Consider the following 21,939-nt stretch of genomic DNA (forward strand, 5'->3'; position numbering starts at 1 on the left):
TTTCTGATTGCCGTATTTGTTCTAATGTAAACTTCATTTCCTGAACTTTAACTCTAACCTAAAACTGAGATAAGAGGCTAGCTTTACAAGGTGCTTAACAAGTCAAAGAATTCGGACGCAGCTATGCTGAATCTGTGTTTGAGGTGCTGACAACTACGATGGAAAAGTCGATATGAAAAGGAACATTTTTACGGTCATCTTTATGGCTGCAGTGATAAACATTGCGCATGCCAAAACTTCTGCGTTCGGCAATACTTCACCTAACGTGAATCAAGTTTTGGTGTCGCTGCCAAATCAATACAATACGTCGGATATTATAAAAGTCGAGGTCAACGATCTTAGCTACCTCAACGTTATATATCGCAACAAGACAACAGGCAGAGAAGATAGTGTGTGGTGTGCTAAATACACGCATTCAGGATTGGAAAAACTTGATAATGCGAACAAGCCAGTAACAAAACCGCTGTGCGATGCTGGAATTGCAGCTTTCAACGAGGCAACACATTAGCTAAAGATAAGACCGAAATATATAAGTTAACACAGTCATGGTTAGAACATAGAAGGGGATATAATGACTAACTACAAACAAATCTCACCTGCTGACGGTTGGTACTTCGTGCATGAAAACCTCAACGCAGAACCACAACCTTATACTGTTTATCGAGTTGCAGTATGGGCATTGAGTGTAGAAAGTGATGTTATTGGGCTCGTACACGCAGGTGGGCTACCACTCGAACGTGGACAAACACCAAAGCTCGTCACCCCCCCTCCTGTCCAGGGGAGATACCTACATGAGTCTGAATTGACCAGCGAGCAGAAAAGTTGCTTATTAAAACAAATGCCATGAACTTGACCAAAACTAAAATTAGTAAGTCCCCTTTGAAAGTGGTAGCTACATTTTTACAGGCTTTTACAAGAAGCTCTACACATTAAATGAAACTAAGAAAGGTTTAGCATGAAGAAGTTGTTACTTGGAATGATCGCAATAGCGTTGCCATGCACAGCGATGGCAGGAACAAGCTATGCGGCATTTGAAGGCTACATCATGGCGCTTAATACAATGGCACCAAACCAGGCTAAGCACACTGTGACTTATAAAGGGTATGTAGAAAAGAAGTGTGGGCAAACTTTAATGTTGGAGAACATTAGTTCAGCCGGGTTTAGAAACATCATAACTGCTCTGGATGTGGCGGACTCAATGATTCAGAATGGATTGGAAAGGGAGAGCTTAGAAACAGATATACGGCTTTCAGTTATGAATTACACTCTTTGTACAGAAACCTTCGATACTACGATGAAAAGTATCGTGGCTGACAAGAGGTTAATGGGTAGATACCCTCATTACGCACAGTTCATTGATACATGGATCAAAGTAGATACGAACCTTGCTAATTGATTTGTATGACATTGCCTTAAACAAATAGGTAGGAATAACCAGTATTGCAAAGAATTTTAGTACTGTACTCAATTGTAGCTCTATGAATGCTTAGAATGTTAATCCTTATTTCTGGTGTGTGAGTAGAATGAAGTTTCATACCAAGTAATAAAGATTCATACTAAGTATTAAAGTGTCATACTAAAAGGCGGCGTTCTCCAATCGGTACGCTGCCTTTTGTGATTACGGATGTTATGGCTCTAAGAAGGTCCTGCCCCGAAACCACTTAGAGTAAGCTCTCATTTACATCTTGTTAATGTGAGTTTGCCTTACAGTAAGTTATCCGAATTCCACCCACATAGAAATTATGCAGCTCTTAGTACTCTCATTTTCTCACGTTGTTACTAAGTTATTGATTGTGATTTAAAAGTACACGTTAAAGACGGTGTAGAGTTCGGATTATAAGCGACTGCTAGCCGTCTAATTGGCGTCAGGCAGCCGAAAAAAAAGCCGCAACTAATATGTTACGGCTTTATGTAGAGTGGTTAGAATGCTTCACTTTTTCTTCTTATTAACGTTTTTAGCTGCTTCAACACCAGCGTCGCGAACGAAAATGTTTGGATGCTTTTCCTCAGTATTAGAGGCATCTAAAATCTCTTCGAACTGATTGCAACCAAATCCAACGCGGTATTTGTGTCCCGGTACAGCTCTATCAGTTTTGTTCGCCTTACCCATTTTCGTTTACCTTTTTTGCCTTTTGAATCGCCGCATGACGGATAAATTTGTTTACAGTAACTTTGCCCCCGAAAGCTCGGATCGTATCCATGGCATCATTGATTTCGTTACATTCTTCTGGTGTTAACTCAACTTGAACTGAGTTTTTCTGTGGGCGTTTATTTTTCATTATCCCATTCTTCCCTAAGGCGAATTTCTCTAATTACGCTTGTCTGATTGTCTATATCATCTAGACTAAACGACGTACGGCTACTGTCGATAACTGGAGGTACAAATACTTCCACCGTTTTTTGATCTGCATCTACATGACTTTCAAATCCCGCAGCTTGAAAGGCATTGCGATACCCATCTAAAACAGGTTGTTTAATGCGACTTCGTTCGGTTTCGGATTTTATTTTGTCAGCATGAATAGAAACATTAAAACCTTGATCACTACCCCCACTTCTAACAGCTCTTTCACGAGCTATGTATTGTAGTTTTGCAATAATATTGGCTTGAAATTCTTCGTCTTCCACTTTCTTATCCTCATCGAGAGTTACTTACCAATATACGTAAAACAAACCTAAGGTCAACCTAAAATTACAATCGAGACAAAAAAACAACTGTAAACTCTTTTTTATAGCCATTATGGGTCCGTATCTTCTTCCTAATGCCACCTAACAGATGTTTTATGTCTAAACAATTTTGCCACGCTAAAAGTTATCCTAAGTTGTGAGTCCGAAAGTACGTGTAGTATTCGCCATATGAAGAGCGTTATACAGTTAACTCACTTTTTGTGATTTTTTGCTTTGCAAATCAGTGGCTATTCAATTAAGTTCACTTTCGAGTATAGGCGCGTTGTAACGAGCTTAACCATTTGAGAACGCGCCACTTTCATACAGTCCAACAAGGAGGTTTCACCAACTTACTGAAATTCACCCTCTGGTGATTGTGTTGGCAGCTGCCATACAAGCATCAGGAGCTAATATGGTAGAAATGTCATTTCTGTTGAGTGTCGCTATTACGTTTGACCCAACATTGACGCTACAAACCGCAACCGCATTGGTTACGTTAGTAGGTAAGGGAGCATTTGCTTACTACTGGCTGAGAAAGATTATCAAGGACGCATAATCATTTTCACTCAAAAAAACTAAATTCGCCCTTAACGGGTTCCAGTAAACACAGATTGTGAAACTGGCTATATAAAAAATATAAACAAATTAGTAGCGGCTTATCCTCCGTGATAGTGAGTTTGCCGCTCATTCAAGAAAACTACCTTCAAAACGTTAATCGTTATATCACACAAAGGCTAATTGGTACGCAGACAACATTCCCCCCCAATTGTTGAACAAGTCCGAAGCCGCTTGATCTGATTTCATGAGAACGCTGCTGCTGAGTTAAATTGGGTGCATGTTACTTCCAAAATGCAACTAGTTGAATTGCTTATTGGGAGTTGTAATGCCTACGAAAAATGACTTTGGAGAAAAAGAGAAAAGTCTTCGAAAACAAACCCTAGTGCGTGGGTGATAAAATGGTAAGGCCTTCGATATGTAGGCTTATGGTGTGCCTTTCGATACTAAAAGTTATCCGAAAAATCAGAATGTCCGAAGCGCCGTAACTCAGAATTGTCCAGAAGTGTGTTTGAATGGAGTAGTTCAATCTGTGGAAACTCAGACAATGAGTATGAGACTTTATTACTCATCTGTAGCGTGATTCAGGCTTTTTAGTAGGAATTAGTATGAATCTTTATTTCTGCGTGTGTATCATTTAGAACGGCACAAACAGGGTTACTTGCCTGCTTAGTATTAAACTTTATTCCTCTCCTACATCTGGTCGTGTTTCATTCAAAACGGTATGAATGGCATTTTGGGATAAGAACTTTTTTTAACCCATAATTGTAGTGGCTCACGAACATAATACCTACCATTTGGGTTATGCGAAAAGTTCCCTTATCTCATATGTAAATGTGATGTTTTTCTGGGCTTTAATACAACTGTCACAATATGGAAACCAAACCATAACACTTGTGCTCTAAAGTCTGTAATGATTAGTGTTACTACATATAGTGGTTTTTTTTATTTTTATTCTATATGTTGTGTTTATGTTCGCCCTAAGCCGAAGGTATATAGATATGAAAACATTTACATCATTGCTAGTTTTATCCTCACTACTGCTCGCTTCAAACGTAGGTGCATCCACTTATGTTCAAGGGCTAGATGGCGCTTCTGTTTCAGGGTTAGGATATCAATCGTTTGAGCCAAAGACGTATGGTGGAGAGGTTGGATATGGCTTTGGGCCAGATTGTGGCCCTTGGCGCCCACTGGTTAGCCCTTTACCTTTGCTCGGGCCAAAGCTTCCATTTCACCCGTATCCAGTTTACTAAGATCAATGGTAAAAGAGACTGACATACTCAGTCTCTTTTACATTTTACGTATCGAAAACTAATGCACTTACATTAAATAAAGGCAATCACTGCTACTGATCTATGAACTAATCAGACTCTTCATCTAGTGACAGAACTTCACCTTCTTCTACAATAATTAGCTGTACTAGGTTACCTATCTCAAACTGCTCAACTAGATTCTTGACCGCTTGGCTCAGATTAGTGCGTTTGGTCTCGCTCCATGAGATTTGATTAAGTTCATCTATTTGTTCAGAAAACCAGTTTACCACCTCCTGTGAAGTCGTATTTTCAATCAAGCTAATAACTGTTGACATGGAAGCTTCACTTTCGAAGTCGGGAAGCTTAATGTGTTTTCCTAGTCGTTCAATAATATAGTATTTTTCCGACGAATCTATTTGCTCTTCTTTTATAAATGATGACAGGGCACGTTTGAGCCTACCGAGTGAACTGGTTGGGAGCAGAGGTAGTAGAGCATCAAACATTTCCGAGCTGGAACTGTTGGCATCAAATGAGCGGTATTCTTCAATTAACGCACTAGTAAGGTTGGAGCTGTATTTGATAGTTTTGTTGTTTATATAGTACCACTCGGATATTGCTTTCAAAGTGGAGGGGGAGTTTAAGAACTGACCTTTCCAAAAATTAACGTCGTTATCTTCGGAGTCAAACCACGATATTATGAAGTTACACCAAGTTTCATTGTATGTTAAGCAATCAAGTATAGACTCGCGATCCCATTCAGAAATGTCGTCACCTGATGTATGTCTCTTCCAACCAAGTAATTTCACCAAAGTCTGTTCGGTATCATCGTTATCAAAAAAAGTTTTCATGACTGGGTAGTACTCAGAGAACACGTCGGTGATGTTAAGTGCGTGAACTCTTCCGTTTGCGATCAATAGCGCAATACGCTTCTTGATGGCTATTGGAAGTCTGTCACACAGTAATGCAGGGTAAAGCTGTTGATAGCGTGGGACAAACACAAGGATATCGTCTAAAAGATGGCCTTGTTCTTCTTCGTTATAGTAATTTTCCAGTAAGTAATCTAAAAGATTCGAGTTTTCATACTCTCGCTCTAAGCTGTCTGATGCTATCGCTGATACTAAGGTTATGACAGACCAAAAGTTAATGTACTCTGTTCCCTTTCGGGTTCGTAACATTTCTGTGAGTTCAATAGTTGTGTTCGTGTTTGCGAAGTCCGACGTGATCAATACTTGTGGATAGTCGGCATCTGAATATGAAAAATCTGAGAATGGTCTTGAGTTGAATTTAACCCAACCTAAACTGAAGTGTTTCGCCGCATGCATAATTAAGTCATTCGATTTGGAAAACTCTAGTTCTGATATTGATTTAAAAAGGCTCTTGAAACTTAGGCTGCTTAAAATGCTTCCTGATATATCCCAGTGAGGAAAACTTTCTTTATCAAACCAAAGATATTCCAGAAAGAACGTTACAGAAGGTTCAGATATCTTGCGAGGTGTTAATCTGTCGCCAGTAACAGTTTCTATATTGTGGAGTTTGGATAGAATTCCTTCCATCTCTGGCTTTTTTAGGTCGCTTTTACTTAAGTGTTGGGATAATGCTGCATGCTCAGTTTTTAATCTGGCAGTTGAGAGCTTAACTTCCCTACTAGTTAGATTTGAATAAGCTTCTATTAGCTGAGAATCATAGGCAGATATGGCATCCTTATATTGTTCTAGGTAGGAGTTGATATTTGGAATCCATTTACTTAACCATGCTTCATGTTTAGGGTCATTTTCATGTGTTTCTGATGCAAGTTTCACGAGATCATATGGGTCATACATACTAATCAAACGCTGGAATGCTACATCGAACCCAAATATTTCTGATAACTCAACAACCTCATGCGCGTCATAGTTTGCTACAGCTCTGCGTAGGGGATCTTCTAATAGCTCACTTCTAGCGATATCTACGCGGGTTTGGTAATGAAGACTCATGATTTGTTCTGACCAACATTGATCCGTGAGTATTTTTCTAAGAACCTTGCGCGTCAGAACGATACTCTGTTCTTCTTCTTGATCTCTAAACTCGGTATTCATTGTAATCAGGTCAATAAAGCTAAAATTTAGAGATTTTTGGACTAGAAGGTAGGCTGAGCAGGTTACTGCTGATATGTTTTCTGGGTTTGAAGCCAAAGCTACAGCAATTTCATTGATGTGTGTTTTTAAGAAACGTGGAGTAATTTGCTTTATTGGAGAAATCCAAATATCGATGAGCTCAGAGCAAAGCTCAATGCCAGCCTTATCTTGTAATGTTTCATTCCAATAGTGTTCAAATGGCCCTCGCCAGCCAGCAGAGACAACAGGAGGAGTTCTAAATTTTACCGGTAGTCTCTTTAAGATGAACTCGGAGCCATCACTGTTTCTGTCATCAGATAGTGCTGTGGCAACATGCTTTTCAGAGAACGGTACAATAACCCTCAAGTTACTGTTTTCACAAGAAGTGAATATCTCTAGATCACTCCATACTTCTCGAACCTTTTCTTTGTCTACTCTATCAAGATTGTCGATTACTAGGACTACATTTTGTTCATCAGGAATTGCAGAAACCATTGTTTGAAAAGCTTCTTTTAGTTCACTTGGTCCTACTTCACGAGTGACGTGAAACTTCTCGGTGATTTTATCTACTGAATTGCGTTTGAATATATCGCCAATATTTGGAACTAATCTTTCATTGTCAGGCTTGTCTTTTTCCTGCCAGCGCTTAATTAGCATTAGTAGTACAACTAATATAGGGGAAATTCCTAGGCTTGTAGTGATTGTCTCATCTAAACCAAATGTATAGTGGGATGTATCTGTAAAGAAGATTGAAAGTGTAAAAAAGATGTACTCTAAAGAGTCTTTTGCGTATCTAACGGACAATAGTAACGAGATAGCAAATGCCACGGTATACCAACTAAGGTTGCTATTAACTCTTTTGGTATAAGTAAGATCATGCCCTAATGCTTTATCAGCAGCCTTGATAATCTGTCTTTTGATTTTTTTTGAATTAGGAGAATTATCTGAACCAAATAACGTAACTAACCTATCTCGAAGGTGCTTTACAAATGAGGCTTTAGTAGATGCGCAATGAAATTGCTCGACGTCAAAAGTGATAAATTTGTATATGTCGTCAGGTAATTGTTGTTCTAAAAAGCGAAGTACAGTGCTTTTACCTGATCCCAACTCCCCTTCTAGCCCAATTGCATGAACATCAGGTTGATTTAATATGACTTGTTCCATCGCACTAGCAGTATGGCTGTGTCCACCGCTGCTGAATAGGTCTTCGTCTGCTGGCTTTTCTATCTGATATTTCATAATGCACCTGTTCACTTATCTATGAACATAATATCACTTGGATCAATGCCTTGTTGTGAGTTCAACTTCAAACTTATGCGTGCATTTTCATGATTTAATACAGATAAATGATAAACATACTAGAAATTAGTGATAGTTCGTATGTGGGAGCGTAGTTATGTCAACGAGTTATGACGATGTAAATAGTTTGAGTTTTAAAGAAGACGGCAAAAGGTATCGCATTGACTTTTTCGGTGGTCTCAAAACCGCAAATGTAAAACCCCAAAGTGATGACAACAAAACTTCGGGTATTCCTAATGCTTGTTTCCTAGTGACAGAGTTGGAGAGCGGGAGAAGTGAAGTTGTTGACGTGGGATTGGGAACATATAACTCTGTTTCTATTGGAGATGAGTATGTCGACAGAAAGCTTGTATATGAAGTTAACGTTCCTACACACAGTTTGACTATTGATGCGAGAGTTGCTAACTCAAACAGGATTGTACTTGATGATTTAGTCAACATGGAGGAGTTTGGAAATATCGATATATTTGAACTATTTGATAGAGACGATATTCGATTGGGAGCTCGTGGGCGATATGAGTCGGTTTTGGTATGCGAATGTGAGGTGAGAGCAAAGAGGAGACGAACAAAACAGCTCGCTAAAGTATTAATACCTATGTCAGAAATATACAGAGTTTACTACGCTACTTCCTCAAAGCTTGCAATCAAATTAATAGAGAAGAAGGTGCAACCTAAAGATACTCGCTTTTTCTATGAAAAAACTCACATCGAAGGTGGCGTTTTTCATTTGCACCCCAATATAGAAATGAGTTATAGCGATATGAGAAGGTTGCTCCCAAATCTTTATTTTAAAGACGGGACAACAAAAACATATGCGGCTGGTCAAGTCGAAAGAATGCATGATTCTTTCACAATTCAAAAGAAGAAAAATTCAGATCAAAAATCTAGTTTCCCTCTACGTATAAATATTGGGTTTCCTTTTGAACATAAGGACGTTTCCCTTGAAGGGATTTTGGTCGAAGCATCATGTAATAATGCAAAAGGTCAGAAAGTATTCCTACTCAAAAAAATTACAGGTACAGATTATCCTTTACCTAATGGTATTCAAGATGTTGAGTACATAGAGAAATCTGCCCCTGGAAAACAAACTGCCCCAAATGCAAAAGAGTTTGGCATCAAAAAACATACACCCCTTAAGAAAGATGATAACGAGGACAAAGATGACTCTGCAAAGCAGCGTCCTGACATATCCTTAAAGACTGAAAAGGTAGTACGTAAAGGGGGCATAGTACTTCTGGACAAAGATAAATATTCGTTTGTTCAGTCGGAAAAAGAGGTATCAAACTACATTTCAGGTAAGATTGATTCGAAAGAGGCTAGTGAAATCATGTCTAGCGATCCATCATCTTCTGAAAAACGGGCTCAAGGAATAGTACCCATCAATAACACCGTTGTGGAAAAGGAACAAACTAGAGTAGAAATATCCCCCTTAGTTGTTTTTGAGGAAGTGATTAGCCGACTTAAAGTTAGTCCTTTGTGTGCTAAGTCTGGAAGAGTTGACTTAGAAAATAATCAACCTTTGGGGTATTTTGAATTCCCTACGGATATACAGTCAACAGCATGGTCAAGAGTTTGGTTGGGCGGTGGTGAAACTAAAGAAAACCTTTATTACAGGCCTCGCACAGGAGCAATAGGAGGACTTAGTATCGGACATCCCGTTTATTTCTTGGAAATTGAAAAGCGTCTTATGTCTCAAAGTGCTCAGAGTCCAAGAAAATATGAAAATGTAACCAAAGAATCATTTCGTATGTTTGTCTATTATTCTAAGCATGGCCGTATACCAGCTAAACAACATCAAGATATTATTCATGATATTTCTCTATGTTCAGGTAAGGCGACTCAGTTTAGAGACGAATTTGAGCAAAATCATACCGATATTGTCTTTGAGTACTTTACTCATAAACCAGAGCAAGGGCTGCCGCTATCTAAACGTATGGTTGAGCGTTTGATTGAATATGCAAAGCGAGCGAATACATTGGTTAGGAGAGTTAGCTCTAAAGCAAGCTGAGGTGGACTAATTGGTGGACTGCTTTCTGATGAGCCTTGAAAGGTGGGCTTCTGCTCGGTGACTATCCTGTTCGTCTTCTGTAAGACTATAGTAGATGGTCTTGGGTGATAAATTTTGGATTTTAAGCCATGACAGAAATATAGATAGTGAGTTTTTGTAACCCGAAGTGCATATTTTTGAGGACATTATCTGGTACTCGCTATTTGCCAGAGTGATAAGGTATTGATTTGCCGCTCTTAAATAAAGTAAGCGAGTTTGGGAAGACAAACGTTTCTTCGTGGACAGAAAGCTTGAATAGCCATTCAGAATTAATCTGTGTGGAGAGTCTTTTGCCAGCAGCCGTTCAATAGATTGTTGTACCTGATGTTTTTTATGATCTAGAGATGACCATGGTTTATAGATTCCCTGTTTCAGAAAGAATTTTCGAATAAGTAAATGTTTTCTTAGCTCATCGATAGTTAGAGCGTTTCTCAGCCAATATCCGAGAATAGAGTAACTGGGAACATGCTTATCGATTTTTTGAAAAAAAGGTAAGTGCTTTTTTAAGTAGTACTTGGTAAATAGGCTACCTCGTTGACGAGTACAGAACACATAAAATTTGAAAAGAAGTACTTTGAGCCAGCGTTGATCTATTTTTCTACTGCACTTTACAGTGTATACCCTTGCTGACCTATTGTTGTAGCAGTCAGAGCACTCCTTCTTGCTGTGGCGCTGCCTTTGACGGAGACACTTGGGGCAAGTAAATATTGGATTTTCTATACATACCTTGCAAAGTGTTTGAGGAGGAGAGTTGTGTGTTACGTGGTATATTTTACGATGCTTTTTGCATATCGAGCATGTTTTAAAATAACCCAGACAACACCTGGGGCAAACTCGTTTTGATATCCCTTTTGATTTGTACGCAATAAAAAGGACGCCACTAAAGCACCTGCATCGTTCACACAATTGTCCTGACATAGCTTTCTCTATCTTTTAACCACCTCATTAAAATCATAAGCTGGTACACCTTCTCGAAGATGAAAATTGAAATTCTTTGTTTGTGTTTAATGCAAAAGCTAGGGGTGATTTGATATGGTCAAATTGACTCTGAGAGTGTGCTAAACCAAAGTTAGCTAACATGTTGTGGTTGTCGCTTGAGCACATGTTGATAGTCTTTCGAAGTACTTTGTAGACCCATGTACAGTTGGTATTGTTGTTTACTGGTGGGAATAAATACAATATTTGACCTTTGTTCTCCGTGAGTAATTCCTGCTTAAATATATTGATGTACTCTCTTACAGATACCCACCATAAAGGGTTGTTGACAACCTTGAGTTCATGAGTGATGCCCTTGATTTGATAGCCGATTCTAATGTTTTTGTAGCTACCTTCGATGATATGCAACGAACTGATACGCTTTATAGTCCATCCCAATACATATGTTGAGAATGCAAACTGAAAGTTTCTATATCGCTGGAATTGAGATTTTCTATTGGAAGTCTTATCTAAAACTTGAAACCACATCATGCCCAAAACCCTATCGATTACTAACCTAGAGTCGTGTTCATGAATAGACTTTTTGGGTGTGGGCGCCTTAACGTGGAGAGGGGCGCCCTTGAACGTCTTTTTAGGTAGCTTAAACGGTTCGTAAATCCAAGTTGGCACCAATTTCCTTAGTTGCGTGAGTTCGCAGGGGTATATTTGGTGTTCTCTTAGAAACATACTGAAACTGATTGGCCAATCTTTAAGGAAATCATCAACTGTAAGTAGTATAGATTGACGTGTTTCAGGTGATGAAGAGCACAAAGATCTTAGGTGGCTTGGCTCTAAGAATTTATTTTTTCTGTAGATAATCTGACTTATTAACCTTACCCCAAGTGAAAAATCATTGTAGCTAATTACTTGGTCGTTAATTTTGTACGTATCTGAGCAGTTTGAAAGGCACTGTTGTGTATAGGTGGGATGATCTGGTGTTGAAGCTGCAGCGGTAAGAGATAATCCACATTGATGGCAATTCCATAATTCGAGACTGATTTTAAAGTCAAGGTGTGGCTCGACTGGTTTGGAGCATTGTGGGCATCGATCGAACAGCAAAGATTGATGATCTGGACACACCGTGAAGAACCCCAATCGCCATAGCTTTGGCCAAATCATCTTTTTACTTAGGCAAAGTGGGCAGTATTGAAGGCCATATGCAAAACGCCGTCGATGGTATATTCCAACAGGAAGTACCCAGTGCTTATCTGATGGAAGTATCTCTAGAGCTCGGTTGGTATAGCCTATGGTTTCTCTCAATTTCTGCCTTAGGCTTTCAGAAATGTGGGTATCTATATCTCGATTCCATACGGTATGACTTTGGAGAATATAGTGCCAAAACTTTATCGGAGAAGCGCCATAGAAGTGAGCAACCCTAATCATCCAACTGCTGAGAAGCTCTCCTTTGACATATACAGGGCGAAACTTAAGTTGATAGGGTTTGTCTGCAAATGCTGAGTAAGGCCACATAATGTAATCTCACTTCTCTTCCAATGAAGCTCTTCTTCTTTGTGAAGGGGAAACCCAATTCAAACTTTCCAAAATATTTGATGTAATCTTTTCGGAGCCATCATTGATAGCAAGACATGCAGCGTTGCCTAGAAGCATTGAAGTTTCACCTATATATCCTTCAGTTAAGTCATAGATTACAGGAGCTAACTCTCTAGAGCTAAGATGGGACGGTTTCTTTAAAGGTAAAATTTGTTCAAATGTAGCCAGAAGCCTTAGATAATCTCGATCAAGTTTCCATCGGGGGAGTTGCAATGCTGTAAATCTATTCGCTAGTTGGGGGTCTACATTAATAGCTCTAACTGCGTCTTTAGTACCTACTGCGATGATAGAAAGCTGTAACTCATTGGATAAATATTTAAGTATGTTAAGAAACTCATGCTGTTTTGAGTGTGTTCCAGCTAGTAAATGATGAATTTCATCGATAACAAGTACTTTAGTTTTACAATGTCTCAGAATGGATATAACCATTTCGAGAAGTCTAGAAGATGTTTCTCTTGCACTATGTGGTGCCCATACTTGCTGGAGTATGGTGCTGTAAAGCAACCTTTCATTTGGCTTTGGTGGAGCTTGGATGGCTATAACCGGCACATGCAGCCCTTGCTCATTCTGAGGGTCGTCGTAAAAAGGCTCATGATTTAGCAGAAATTGGCTGATCAACATGGATTTACCATTGTTAGTATCTCCAACAATGAGCTTGCTAGGCATTCGCTGAGTTCGAGGCCATCGTACTAATTCATCAAGTTCATCAAGTATTTGATTGGCGGTATTGTATCCAATCCAAACACTTTGACGAGCAAAATTGATTCTCTCCGTAGGGGGTAAACTCATTTTTTCAAGAGTTATTGAGTTGAGATGTTTGTATTCAGTTACCATTTTATCCCCTACCTATTTTGAAATTTGATTTCTGTAAATGGTGCTACTTGGTCATCAAAGATATCAGAGGGTTCTTCCGTTGAATTTTGGGGAGTGAGATCAATGATAGATTTGGTCTCTAATGCAGCCTTCTTGGCATATCTCTTTCTAGCTGCCGCTCTTTGTTTGCTCTTGGTTTCTTTTGTGGCCTGTTCAACAATACTATTCATTTGGTCATAGGCATCAAATATGGAGTCTTCATCAATATTTCTTTTGCCTGATTCTTTTAATTTTTTCTTGATAGACTTTAGCTCCGAAAGAGTGAGCTTGGGGTGTGAAATGTTCTGGTATGGAACTGATATATAGTTACTTTCTATCGGATCGAAAAAGTAAATTTGACTGATATCTCTTGGGTCTCGTCTTACAATAAACTTTCGTTTAACTTTTGGGTTATCTGGGTCAGTTTCATTTATCCAAGGTACAATAGAGTGACTAAAGTAGTTGATATCATCGACTTTTATACCGTAGCGTTGAACAGTTCTACTATACAAAGGCATAAAATCAATGAGTAGTTTACTCTCGTCGGAGACTGCGCGAGGTAAACCAATTCCAGGTATTTTGGCATTACCAAAAACGCCTTCTTCTAACTTAGCAAGAGGGCTCATCATAAGAGTTGAGTGATATTTTTTGTGGTAGACGTTGATGATGAATGTTACCAACCAAGTTTCAAACTCTTGAAGCGTGAGTGCTGCTTTTTTTGTGGATGAGTAGTCGCCTTTCTCTTCAATTGAAGAAAATGTGGTACCAGGTAGTTGTTTTATTTCTTGGTTGAGCGTACCAAGAAGCCTTTCTACATGAGCGCCAAATTGCGGTCTAGCAACAGGCCTCCATGTAAGGTCCATTGAGTATTGTTCGCACGCACGTTTTAGCATACCTCCTCGGAATTCTTTGGCATTGTCGGCATGAATGGTTTGAGGTAGCCCCCAAATTGGCCACTCTCCATCAATTCCTCTTTCTGCCAACCATTTATCTTTGGATAAAAATGCATGGGCTAAACACATCCCGACACTAATCGCTGATGGTTTTTCTAGCGTCAGATAAAGTCCGGCTACCATCCGAGTGTGCACATCTATCGCTAAAGTGATCCAAGGTCGTCCTAACGGTTGTCTAGATATTTCATCAACGATAATTACGTCGGCAGGGGTGTGGTCAATTTGATATACCGAAAGCGGACAGTGGGCGTCAGGGAAACTATGAACTGACGGAGAGAATTTGGCTTCAGCTTTACTTCTTCCTTCTCTAGACTTAATCACTCTAAATGCAGGTAGCTTTCGGATGCGTAGTCTAATTGTATTAGGGTGAGGTGGTTTGATACCAAGTCGTTTACAGCGCTTATCGATTTCTCTGCAAACGCTCGCAATGCTCTTTTTCTGACTAGTTAGGTATTCATTTTGAATGACATCGTTGATGATGAGGTTAACTTGTTCACTAAGTTTTTCGGTGCCTTTTGCTATACCTGTTTTTTTGCTAATCAGAGATGAAAGTTTGGGGTTATCATGCCAAGTGCGTATCCACCTCCAAATTGAAGCTGATCCAATGGAGTGCTGTTTTGCAGCTTTTTTCACCAAATCAGTAACAGGAGAGCCGTATGAACTTTTCTCCAGTATTGGAGCAATGATTTCATATCGAGATTTTGCTTCTAACCATTGTTCATCAGAGTGGAGGCTTAAATCATCGTGTTGATTAGAAGTGCGTTCTTCAGGTGTAAAGTCAGAAATAAACGCCGTTTCTAACACATCGGTTTTTAGATTTCTTACAACACAAGAGCGCATGTTGATTGGAGCGACGACTTCGTATGGAGTAGCGTCATCTACCTTGTAGACTTTGAGTCCAGGCACAAACTTATAGCTAGTCATACGTTCTCCGTTATATTGACCCATATCTCAGTTGCTGATGTTAGTGGCTTATTCAAATCACACTGAATATCTTTCTTTAAAATTAGATTCCATATAATAGGGAAGTATTCCGCTTGGGTTTGCTTGCTGGCACTAAGTATGGGGAGGAGTTCTCTAATTTCGCAATGACGTACAGATTCGATTGCTGAAAGTATAGAGCTTATTTGCGTCGGTTCGGGATTGATTGAGTTGAATCTAAAGAGGAACTTCATGTTGGACAACCAGACACATTGGATTTCCTTTTCTGTGAAAATCTTAAAGGTCCAGCCTTTCTCTTTAGCATAGCGAATTGCGGCCTTAAATTTGGGCTTTAGGGTATCCCAATGCTCGAACAGGTCTTTTCGGTATTTTACTTCACAAAGAACCTTTTCACCTGACTTCAAAGTGTAGAGAGTGTCGGGAGTATAGGTTCTAAATGAATTTTCATTAGAAACCTTATATTTTATTTGTACAGGCTGTTCTTCTATTTCTCGAACATCATCAGATGCATCGAGTAGTGCAACAAAATCCCTTTCTAGGGATGATTCGAATGCGATGCTCATTCGAGACTGAGTAGTGCGTTTAAGAGACACTGTTCCAGTTATGTTCCGGTAGTTCATCGGAATAACGCGCGCAACCATAAATTACCATCATTAATTAATGTAAATACAACAAGAGCTATCACTAAATACTATGATTGCTCTCAATATATTATGTTAATAAGCGTAGATAACTATTTGAGTTATTGTAGTGATGCTATCGGCAATTACTGTAAATGTCAGGAGGCACAATCCCAAGGCCGGGTGAAATTTCTTTGGCGCACAATGGGTTGCTGTTTCTTGATGAAATGCCAGAGTTTGAACGTAAGGTGCTTGACTCATTGCGTGAGCCACTGGAATCCGGGGAGATTATTATCTCGCGTGCTCAGGGCAAAACTCGTTTCCCTGCACGCTTTCAGCTGGTGGGCGCCCTTAACCCGAGTCCGACGGGGTATTACGAAGGTAATCAGTCGAGAGTTAATCCACAAACCATTTTACGTTATCTGAGTCGGTTATCTGGCCCTCTACTGGATCGTTTTGATATGTCACTTGAGATCCCAGCGTTACCTAAAGGTACTTTGGCCGAAGGGGGCGATCGTGGTGAACCTACAGAAGTAGTTAAGCAAAGGGTTCTCAATGCCAGAGTCTGTATGCTGGAGCGCTCCAATAAGGTTAATGCACTGTTGGGCAGTCGCGAAATAGAGGAGTACTGCCCATTGAAAAAAGAAGATGCGCAGTTTTTGGAGAGTGCGCTGCACCGACTTGGGTTGTCAATTCGGGCTTATCACCGAATCATTAAGGTCGCGCGCACTATTGCTGATTTAGATGGTCAGTCGCAGATTGCTCGCAATCACCTGGCTGAAGCGTTGGGATATCGGGCAATGGACCGATTGCTTAAGCAATTGACCGCTCAGGCGGTGTAAAAAAGCCCGCACTGGGCGGGCTGTACTTCAACTTAGAATTGGTAGTTCATACCGACCGAGAGCAAATACTGGTCTTCATCGTAGAAGTCGATGTTGGAGTCGGTTTTGGAGTAGCCAGCAAATGAAACCAGCGACCAGTCTTGCCAACCCATAAACTCTTGATATTCATACGCGGCAAAGAAGCTCAGTTCATCTTCGTCACGTGCCTTACCATAAATTGCATTGATGGCGTCGTAAGAACGGTTAGTATACCCAGCGGTCAGTGCGAACTGGTGGCGGTTCATGATCTTAAAGTAACTTAGCTCACCGCCAACTGAATCGAGTGAGTTGGCATCTCCGTCGGCATCAGTTTTGATGTAGGTGAGTGAAGGCTGCAAGAACGAAGTGCGAGTCAACGGTAGACGATAGTCACCTTTTAGATAGATCGATGAAGAGTCACGCTGAAGAGCATTTCGCTCTGCGGTTGTTAATGATGTATCACTGACACCAGATTTTTCATCGTCAATATCGCGGGTTGCATACGCGGTGTCTAGGCTGAAGTTAGAGCCCATAATATTGTTGAACTTCAGACGGAATGCATTGCCTGTTTCGTCTGTGGTTTGACGCTCTTGGCCCGTCAGGAATGGGTCAGACCAAGTTTCGCCCGACATCACTGTCGGTAGGAAAGAGGCATCAATCACCATACCTGACGCAAGTTGTTGCTTATATCCTAGCTCCAGCGCTAATGTACCGACAGCGATATCTTCACGAGCCATACCTACGTAAAACTGTTTGTCTAAATTTGTACCGAAGGTATAGGCCAAGCTACCAAGTGGCAGTACTAGCGCACCGCTGTCTGAAGAGGCCGTTTGATTGACATCATTGATGGTTTTATCGCCATCGGTATTGAAGTTTGAAGTGGTAGAGGCAAATCCAGCGCTGAGTGACACTTCACCACTAAATCCTGCTTGTTCTGATAGCTGAGCCATCGTTGGAAGGGCAACCAGCGACAGGGCTATTAGAGAGAGTTTGGCTTTCATTGAGGGTTCTCCTTGTTATGAACCTTTTGACATTAGATAAGTGGTTGTCGAAGTTTTGTCGAACTAATCTGACCATCGTCAGAGTGATTCCAATGTGGTTACGGACTTGTATAATTACACGCTGTTTTATTATTCATAAATGAAACGTTATAAATTCTATCTGGGATCTCATTAATAAGCGTTATGTTTGCATACCTACTCCTTGTTCTGAATGTGGCTCTGGTCATCCTTAACTCAGCTTTTTGCTCGATCGTCATTTGTATCATTGCTTTGATTAAAGCCGTGTTACCAAAAGGTAAATTGCAGGCAAAAGGTACTGCAATGGCTAATCGGGTGATGTGGCTGTGGGCGACCATTAACTCCGGCATTCTTTCCTTGTTCAATCGTGTCGAATGGGACATCGAAGGCGGTCAAAGTTTAAGGAAAGACGGCTGGTATTTACTGATCAGTAACCACCTAAGCTGGACCGACATTGTTGTATTGTGCTGTGTGTTTAAAGACCGCATTCCTATGCCGAAGTTCTTTCTTAAGCAACAATTATTTTACGTTCCGTTTATAGGAATGGCGTGCTGGGCGCTAGATATGCCGTTTATGCGTCGCTATTCCCGAGAGTATTTGATTCGCCACCCGGAAAAGCGTGGTCAAGATTTGGCAACAACTCGTCGATCTTGTGCCAAGTTCAAGCACACCCCAACGACGGTGGTGAATTATGTGGAAGGCACACGTTTTACTGAGCAGAAGCAGAAAAAGAGCAAAGCAGGCTATCAGTATTTGTTGCAGCCCAAAACGGGGGGAATTGCTTATACGTTGGCGGCCATGGGCGATCAGTTTGAAAACATTATTGATGTCACGCTAGCGTACCCAGAAAACACCGATAAACCGTTTCGCGATATGCTGATGGGACGAATGACCAAGATAGTCGTACGCATTAAAGTGTTGCCTGTCGATGACAGCGTTCGTGGGGATTACTTCAACGATAAACCTTACAAGCGCCAGTTTCAGCAATGGTTGGGTGATATATGGCAGGATAAAGATGAACTGCTAAAAGAGATTCATCAGGATAAGTAGATCAATCGAATACTAAAAAGGGAGCCAAGGCTCCCTTTTTTACGTAATCAACTTATTACTTTTTAGTCAGTAGGAAGTTAACCAACTCGAAGTATTCGTTAATTGTTTTGATGCTCTGTGCCTGAACAAGGTACTTATTGTTTACGACCACTGCCGGTACGCCAGATAGGCCGCTGTCTTTAAACTGCTTGTCGAAGCGGCGCACCATAGAGTCAACGGCAAAGCCTTTGAATGCTGCATCAAATTTCTTCGCATCAATGCCTTCGTCTAGGAAGATTTGACGCAATTCTTCATCATTTTTTGGTGGCTTACGCATGTTGTGAATGCGGTTAAACATGACTGGTACCATTTTGTCTTCCACTTTCAGCGCTACCATGGTCGCGTAGGCTTTGCTCATCGACTCACCCATGCTACCACCCATGAAGGAAACGTGATTTTTCTGGAATTTAGCCCCTTCTGGAAGTTGAGCTTTTAGCTGTTCGATGATTGGCTCAAACGTATTACAGTGAGGGCAGTAGAAAGAGAAGAACTCGGTCACGGTTGGCTTTTGTGAAGCCTTGCTGAGAGAAGCTGAAGGAATATCAAGAACTTGATAATGTTCACCTTCTTTGAATTGAGCGGCGTGAGCAGAAAGGCTCAACATAACAGTTGCGACAAGTGCAAACAGCTTTTTCATTATTGACTCCATGTTTGTCATTTTGGCTTCTTACCACTGAGGCATCAGTGAGAGTGGTGGCTCACTCAATGCCGAAATTTGTTCTTTGAAAGCTAATACCTGGCTTTCCCAGTATTTTGGATCATCAAACCACGGGAAGGCGATAGGAAAAGCAGGATCCTGCCATCTTTTTGCCAACCATGCCATATAGTGCACCATACGTAGACCGCGTAAAGGTTCAATTAGTTTCAATTCGTTGGTATTAAAGTCGTTAAACTCCTGATACGCCTCAAGCAGAATATCTAATTGCATCAGTTTATCGGCACGCTCGCCATTAAGCATCATCCACAAGTCTTGTACTGCCGGTCCATTACGAGAGTCATCAAGATCGACAAACATTGGGCCGTCGCGCCAGAGAATGTTCCCCGGATGGCAATCACCGTGAAGGCGAATGATGTTGGCTGAGTCATCCCATTGTTGTTGCAGCGATTGAATCAACAAGTCTAAGTCATTGAAGAAGGCATTCTCCAGATGAAATGGAATAAACTGTGATTGCTCCAGAATCTTACGTGGTTGATGCAGGTATTCTTCGAGGCTGATGGTGGGTCTGTGCTTAAAGGGCATTCGAGCGCCGACTTTATGGATTCGACCAAGGAAACGACCTACGCCTTCCAATTGTTCGAGGTTATCCACTTCAAACTGGCGTCCGCCAACACTGGCAAACAGTGCAAACAGATACCCCTGATATTGATGCAGAGTTTGCCCCTGAATTTTTATCGGTGGGGCAACCGGGATATCGGATTCAATCAGCTCCAGAGTAAAGTCGTGCTCTTCTTGTATCTGTTCTGAACTCCAGCGCTCGGGGCGATAAAACTTCACCACATAACGTTGACGCTCTTCATCAGTAAACTGATAAACACGGTTTTCATAGCTGTTGAGTGGCAGAAAGCCGGATTCGGCGCGAATGCCGATGCTTTCCAAGGCGTACCACATAAAGTCGGGTGTCAGAGCATCAAAGTTAAAGGCTAGTTGTGTCATAAATAAAAAGGGCTCATTGCTGAGCCCTTTTCCATGTTTTAGGTAGAGGTAGCCGCTAAAGTTTTTTTATAAAGCGGCTTTCTACTTCAATCGTAAAGTCTTCGCTATCGGACAGTATAAACTGAATTGTCGCAACAGGAGAGCTGAGATTGTCCGGATTGACGCCTAAGCTCATTGGCAGGTTGTACACTTCACCCGGTGAAACGTGGACAGTTTGTTTGCCATACCAAGAAACATCAGTGAGCCCTAACACATCCAACTTATACTCTTGAGTTTGCTGAGTTTTGTTGATGATCTTCAGTGTGTAGGTGTTTTCTACTTCGCCGGAGCTGTTGACGCGGAATAACTGATTACGGTCACGCAGCACGCTAAGGCCTGCTGGGTCAACGGCTGCCACTTGGGCAAAGAAGAGACCGATCATGACTAACAGTACCGCGCCATAGCCAAGTAATTTAGGGCGCATGACTTTGGTATTTTTTCCTGACAAACGATGCTCTGTGGTGTAGCTGATCAGGCCTTTTTCATAGCCCATACGATCCATCGTATTGTCACAGGCATCAATACAAGCGCCACAGTTGATGCACTCATATTGCAGGCCATCGCGAATATCGATACCGGTCGGACAGACCTGCACACACAGGTTACAGTCGATACAGTCGCCTAAACCCAGAGCTTTTGGATCGGCTTTACGTGAGCGAGCACCACGAGATTCGCCTCGTTTTGTATCGTAGCCAACGATGAAGGTATCTTTATCAAACATGGCTGACTGGAAGCGCGCATACGGACACATGTGGACACACATGATCGAGCGCATCCAACCTGCATTAGCGTAGGTACAGCCTGCAAAGAATAGCACCCAGAACACTGGCCAGAAATCAGCGTTAAAGGTGAAGAACCCGAGAACAAGATCTTTGATCGGAACAAAGTAGCCGGTAAAGGTGAAACCTGTTGCCAGTGCAATGGCCCACCATGCTAGGTGCTTAAGTCCTTTACGCATTGCAAGATTAGCGGTCAGCTTGCCTGAGTCTTGTTTGCGGCGTTTGTTGGCGCTGCCTTCTAGCTTCTCTTCAAACCAGATGTACATGAAGGTCCAGACGGTTTGAGGACACAAATAGCCACACCATACTCGGCCTAAGAAGGTGGTGAGGAAGAACAGACCGAACGCGGAAATCATGAACAGCAATGCCAGCAAGGTCAGATCTTGCGGGTAAAGTGTGGTACCAAAGAAGTTAAACTGCTGATGACCAAGGTCTAATAGAACTGCCTGACGTTCCCCGTACGGAATCCATGGCACCATAGCGAAGAGAACCAGTAGCAACCAGCCTCCGTAGCGACGTAACTGTTGAAATGTGCCCTTACTTTCACGCACGTAGATGCGGTTGCTCGGGTTAAACCTGTCCCCAGTGTTTTTGTGCGTCTTGGGGTTAAAGGTCTTGGGAGTCACGTCTTTTATCTCAATTTTGTCCTGACTCATTACGCTTCCTTCTTGGGCTAAAGGCGAGATTTCTTAGCG

General features: G+C 41.3%; 19 protein-coding genes and 1 pseudogene. 8 read left to right on the top strand and 12 right to left on the bottom strand.

Features of this window, described 5'->3' with window-relative positions; translation table 11 throughout:
- Nucleotides 1-172 precede the first annotated feature (172 nt).
- The 3 genes from FIU99_RS00115 (at nucleotide 173) to FIU99_RS00125 (ending at nucleotide 1,396) form a co-directional block, all read left to right on the top strand.
- On the top strand, nucleotides 173-508 hold the full coding sequence (locus FIU99_RS00115) for a hypothetical protein (protein WP_152471923.1): 336 nt from the start codon (nucleotides 173-175) through the stop codon (nucleotides 506-508).
- 63 nt (nucleotides 509-571) lie between these two features.
- Nucleotides 572-847, top strand: a complete 276-nt coding sequence (locus tag FIU99_RS00120) for a hypothetical protein (RefSeq protein WP_152471924.1) — start codon at nucleotides 572-574, stop codon at nucleotides 845-847.
- 108 nt (nucleotides 848-955) lie between these two features.
- A complete protein-coding gene (locus tag FIU99_RS00125) occupies nucleotides 956-1,396 on the top strand; it encodes a hypothetical protein (protein ID WP_152471925.1) in 441 nt (146 codons plus the stop codon).
- Between the two features lie 534 nt (nucleotides 1,397-1,930).
- Here the strand turns inward: FIU99_RS00125 and FIU99_RS00130 are convergent.
- Genes FIU99_RS00130 through FIU99_RS00135 form a run of 3 tightly spaced genes read right to left on the bottom strand, consistent with a single transcriptional unit; the run spans nucleotide 1,931 to nucleotide 2,625 of the window.
- A complete protein-coding gene (locus FIU99_RS00130) occupies nucleotides 1,931-2,110 on the bottom strand; it encodes a hypothetical protein (RefSeq protein WP_152471926.1) in 180 nt (59 codons plus the stop codon).
- Nucleotides 2,103-2,279, bottom strand: coding sequence for a hypothetical protein (locus tag FIU99_RS27270; RefSeq protein WP_154351781.1), 177 nt, complete (start codon nucleotides 2,277-2,279; stop codon nucleotides 2,103-2,105). Before FIU99_RS27270 ends, FIU99_RS00130 begins: the two co-directional genes overlap by 8 nt.
- On the bottom strand, nucleotides 2,269-2,625 hold the full coding sequence (locus tag FIU99_RS00135) for a hypothetical protein (protein WP_152471927.1): 357 nt from the start codon (nucleotides 2,623-2,625) through the stop codon (nucleotides 2,269-2,271). The genes FIU99_RS27270 and FIU99_RS00135 overlap by 11 nt, the downstream gene beginning before the upstream one ends.
- Before the next feature lie 451 nt (nucleotides 2,626-3,076).
- On the opposite strand from FIU99_RS00135, the gene FIU99_RS27275 reads away from it, so the two are divergent.
- Together FIU99_RS27275 and FIU99_RS00140 are read left to right on the top strand one after the other, a co-directional pair.
- Nucleotides 3,077-3,220, top strand: coding sequence for a hypothetical protein (locus FIU99_RS27275; RefSeq protein ID WP_153189405.1), 144 nt, complete (start codon nucleotides 3,077-3,079; stop codon nucleotides 3,218-3,220).
- Between the two features lie 1,000 nt (nucleotides 3,221-4,220).
- Nucleotides 4,221-4,472 (top strand): hypothetical protein, encoded by a 252-nt coding sequence (locus FIU99_RS00140; RefSeq protein WP_152471928.1) that lies wholly within the window; start codon nucleotides 4,221-4,223, stop codon nucleotides 4,470-4,472.
- 107 nt (nucleotides 4,473-4,579) lie between these two features.
- Here the strand turns inward: FIU99_RS00140 and FIU99_RS00145 are convergent, their stop codons facing one another.
- Nucleotides 4,580-7,804: a P-loop NTPase fold protein gene (locus tag FIU99_RS00145; protein WP_152471929.1), complete on the bottom strand. Its 3,225-nt coding sequence runs from the start codon at nucleotides 7,802-7,804 to the stop codon at nucleotides 4,580-4,582.
- Nucleotides 7,805-7,961: 157 nt separating this feature from the next.
- Between FIU99_RS00145 and FIU99_RS00150 the strand changes: the two genes are divergently transcribed.
- Entirely contained in the window at nucleotides 7,962-9,872 is a 1,911-nt protein-coding gene (locus FIU99_RS00150) for a hypothetical protein (RefSeq protein ID WP_152471930.1), read from the top strand.
- A gap of 990 nt (nucleotides 9,873-10,862) precedes the next feature.
- Here the strand turns inward: FIU99_RS00150 and FIU99_RS27720 are convergent.
- The 4 genes from FIU99_RS27720 to FIU99_RS00170 are packed head-to-tail and all read right to left on the bottom strand — an operon-like array spanning nucleotide 10,863 to nucleotide 15,747.
- On the bottom strand, nucleotides 10,863-12,356 hold the full coding sequence (locus FIU99_RS27720) for a TniQ family protein (RefSeq protein ID WP_152471931.1): 1,494 nt from the start codon (nucleotides 12,354-12,356) through the stop codon (nucleotides 10,863-10,865).
- A 9-nt stretch (nucleotides 12,357-12,365) separates the two neighbouring features.
- Nucleotides 12,366-13,271 (bottom strand): TniB family NTP-binding protein, encoded by a 906-nt coding sequence (locus FIU99_RS00160; RefSeq protein WP_152471932.1) that lies wholly within the window; start codon nucleotides 13,269-13,271, stop codon nucleotides 12,366-12,368.
- 8 nt (nucleotides 13,272-13,279) lie between these two features.
- A complete protein-coding gene (locus tag FIU99_RS00165; RefSeq protein WP_172974051.1) occupies nucleotides 13,280-15,166 on the bottom strand; it encodes a Mu transposase C-terminal domain-containing protein in 1,887 nt (628 codons plus the stop codon).
- Entirely contained in the window at nucleotides 15,163-15,747 is a 585-nt protein-coding gene (locus FIU99_RS00170; protein ID WP_172974052.1) for a TnsA endonuclease N-terminal domain-containing protein, read from the bottom strand. Before FIU99_RS00170 ends, FIU99_RS00165 begins: the two co-directional genes overlap by 4 nt.
- 218 nt (nucleotides 15,748-15,965) lie before the next feature.
- Between FIU99_RS00170 and FIU99_RS00175 the strand changes: the two are divergent.
- A pseudogene (locus tag FIU99_RS00175) lies at nucleotides 15,966-16,646 on the top strand (ATP-binding protein); the annotation flags it as partial.
- A 32-nt stretch (nucleotides 16,647-16,678) separates the two neighbouring features.
- Here FIU99_RS00175 and FIU99_RS00180 read toward each other — a convergent pair.
- The gene (locus FIU99_RS00180; RefSeq protein ID WP_006957500.1) at nucleotides 16,679-17,665 is read right to left on the bottom strand and encodes a DUF2860 domain-containing protein; all 987 of its coding nucleotides are present in this window, start codon (nucleotides 17,663-17,665) and stop codon (nucleotides 16,679-16,681) included.
- 183 nt (nucleotides 17,666-17,848) lie between these two features.
- Here FIU99_RS00180 and FIU99_RS00185 point away from each other — a divergent pair, with 183 nt between their 5' ends.
- Entirely contained in the window at nucleotides 17,849-18,733 is an 885-nt protein-coding gene (locus FIU99_RS00185) for an acyltransferase (RefSeq protein ID WP_006957501.1), read from the top strand.
- A 55-nt stretch (nucleotides 18,734-18,788) separates the two neighbouring features.
- Here FIU99_RS00185 and FIU99_RS00190 read toward each other — a convergent pair whose 3' ends face one another.
- Genes FIU99_RS00190 through ccoG form a run of 3 tightly spaced genes read right to left on the bottom strand, consistent with a single transcriptional unit; the run spans nucleotide 18,789 to nucleotide 21,900 of the window.
- The gene (locus tag FIU99_RS00190; RefSeq protein ID WP_006957502.1) at nucleotides 18,789-19,409 is read right to left on the bottom strand and encodes a thiol:disulfide interchange protein DsbA/DsbL; all 621 of its coding nucleotides are present in this window, start codon (nucleotides 19,407-19,409) and stop codon (nucleotides 18,789-18,791) included.
- A gap of 30 nt (nucleotides 19,410-19,439) precedes the next feature.
- Nucleotides 19,440-20,426: a serine/threonine protein kinase gene (locus FIU99_RS00195; protein ID WP_006957503.1), complete on the bottom strand. Its 987-nt coding sequence runs from the start codon at nucleotides 20,424-20,426 to the stop codon at nucleotides 19,440-19,442.
- A 55-nt stretch (nucleotides 20,427-20,481) separates the two neighbouring features.
- Nucleotides 20,482-21,900 (bottom strand): cytochrome c oxidase accessory protein CcoG, encoded by a 1,419-nt coding sequence (gene ccoG / locus FIU99_RS00200; protein ID WP_006957504.1) that lies wholly within the window; start codon nucleotides 21,898-21,900, stop codon nucleotides 20,482-20,484.
- Nucleotides 21,901-21,939: the final 39 nt, after the last annotated feature.

Origin of the sequence: Vibrio sp. THAF64 (genome assembly GCF_009363455.1) — a bacterium.
Classification (GTDB): domain Bacteria; phylum Pseudomonadota; class Gammaproteobacteria; order Enterobacterales; family Vibrionaceae; genus Vibrio; species Vibrio coralliilyticus.

What these genes read in the sequence shown, in the direction of transcription:
- FIU99_RS00130 (WP_152471926.1), bottom strand. Translation starts at nt 2,110, where the DNA reads ATGGGTAAGGCGAACAAAACTGATAGAGCTGTACCGGGACACAAATAC.
- FIU99_RS00165 (WP_172974051.1), bottom strand. Translation starts at nt 15,166, where the DNA reads ATGACTAGCTATAAGTTTGTGCCTGGACTCAAAGTCTACAAGGTAGAT.
- FIU99_RS00150 (WP_152471930.1), top strand. Translation starts at nt 7,962, where the DNA reads ATGTCAACGAGTTATGACGATGTAAATAGTTTGAGTTTTAAAGAAGAC.
- ccoG (WP_006957504.1), bottom strand. Translation starts at nt 21,900, where the DNA reads ATGAGTCAGGACAAAATTGAGATAAAAGACGTGACTCCCAAGACCTTT.
- FIU99_RS00120 (WP_152471924.1), top strand. Translation starts at nt 572, where the DNA reads ATGACTAACTACAAACAAATCTCACCTGCTGACGGTTGGTACTTCGTG.
- FIU99_RS00145 (WP_152471929.1), bottom strand. Translation starts at nt 7,804, where the DNA reads ATGAAATATCAGATAGAAAAGCCAGCAGACGAAGACCTATTCAGCAGC.
- FIU99_RS00180 (WP_006957500.1), bottom strand. Translation starts at nt 17,665, where the DNA reads ATGAAAGCCAAACTCTCTCTAATAGCCCTGTCGCTGGTTGCCCTTCCA.
- FIU99_RS00195 (WP_006957503.1), bottom strand. Translation starts at nt 20,426, where the DNA reads ATGACACAACTAGCCTTTAACTTTGATGCTCTGACACCCGACTTTATG.
- FIU99_RS00185 (WP_006957501.1), top strand. Translation starts at nt 17,849, where the DNA reads ATGTTTGCATACCTACTCCTTGTTCTGAATGTGGCTCTGGTCATCCTT.
- FIU99_RS00125 (WP_152471925.1), top strand. Translation starts at nt 956, where the DNA reads ATGAAGAAGTTGTTACTTGGAATGATCGCAATAGCGTTGCCATGCACA.
- FIU99_RS27275 (WP_153189405.1), top strand. Translation starts at nt 3,077, where the DNA reads ATGGTAGAAATGTCATTTCTGTTGAGTGTCGCTATTACGTTTGACCCA.
- FIU99_RS00160 (WP_152471932.1), bottom strand. Translation starts at nt 13,271, where the DNA reads ATGGTAACTGAATACAAACATCTCAACTCAATAACTCTTGAAAAAATG.
- FIU99_RS27270 (WP_154351781.1), bottom strand. Translation starts at nt 2,279, where the DNA reads ATGAAAAATAAACGCCCACAGAAAAACTCAGTTCAAGTTGAGTTAACA.
- FIU99_RS00115 (WP_152471923.1), top strand. Translation starts at nt 173, where the DNA reads ATGAAAAGGAACATTTTTACGGTCATCTTTATGGCTGCAGTGATAAAC.
- FIU99_RS27720 (WP_152471931.1), bottom strand. Translation starts at nt 12,356, where the DNA reads ATGTGGCCTTACTCAGCATTTGCAGACAAACCCTATCAACTTAAGTTT.
- FIU99_RS00190 (WP_006957502.1), bottom strand. Translation starts at nt 19,409, where the DNA reads ATGAAAAAGCTGTTTGCACTTGTCGCAACTGTTATGTTGAGCCTTTCT.
- FIU99_RS00140 (WP_152471928.1), top strand. Translation starts at nt 4,221, where the DNA reads ATGAAAACATTTACATCATTGCTAGTTTTATCCTCACTACTGCTCGCT.
- FIU99_RS00170 (WP_172974052.1), bottom strand. Translation starts at nt 15,747, where the DNA reads ATGAGCATCGCATTCGAATCATCCCTAGAAAGGGATTTTGTTGCACTA.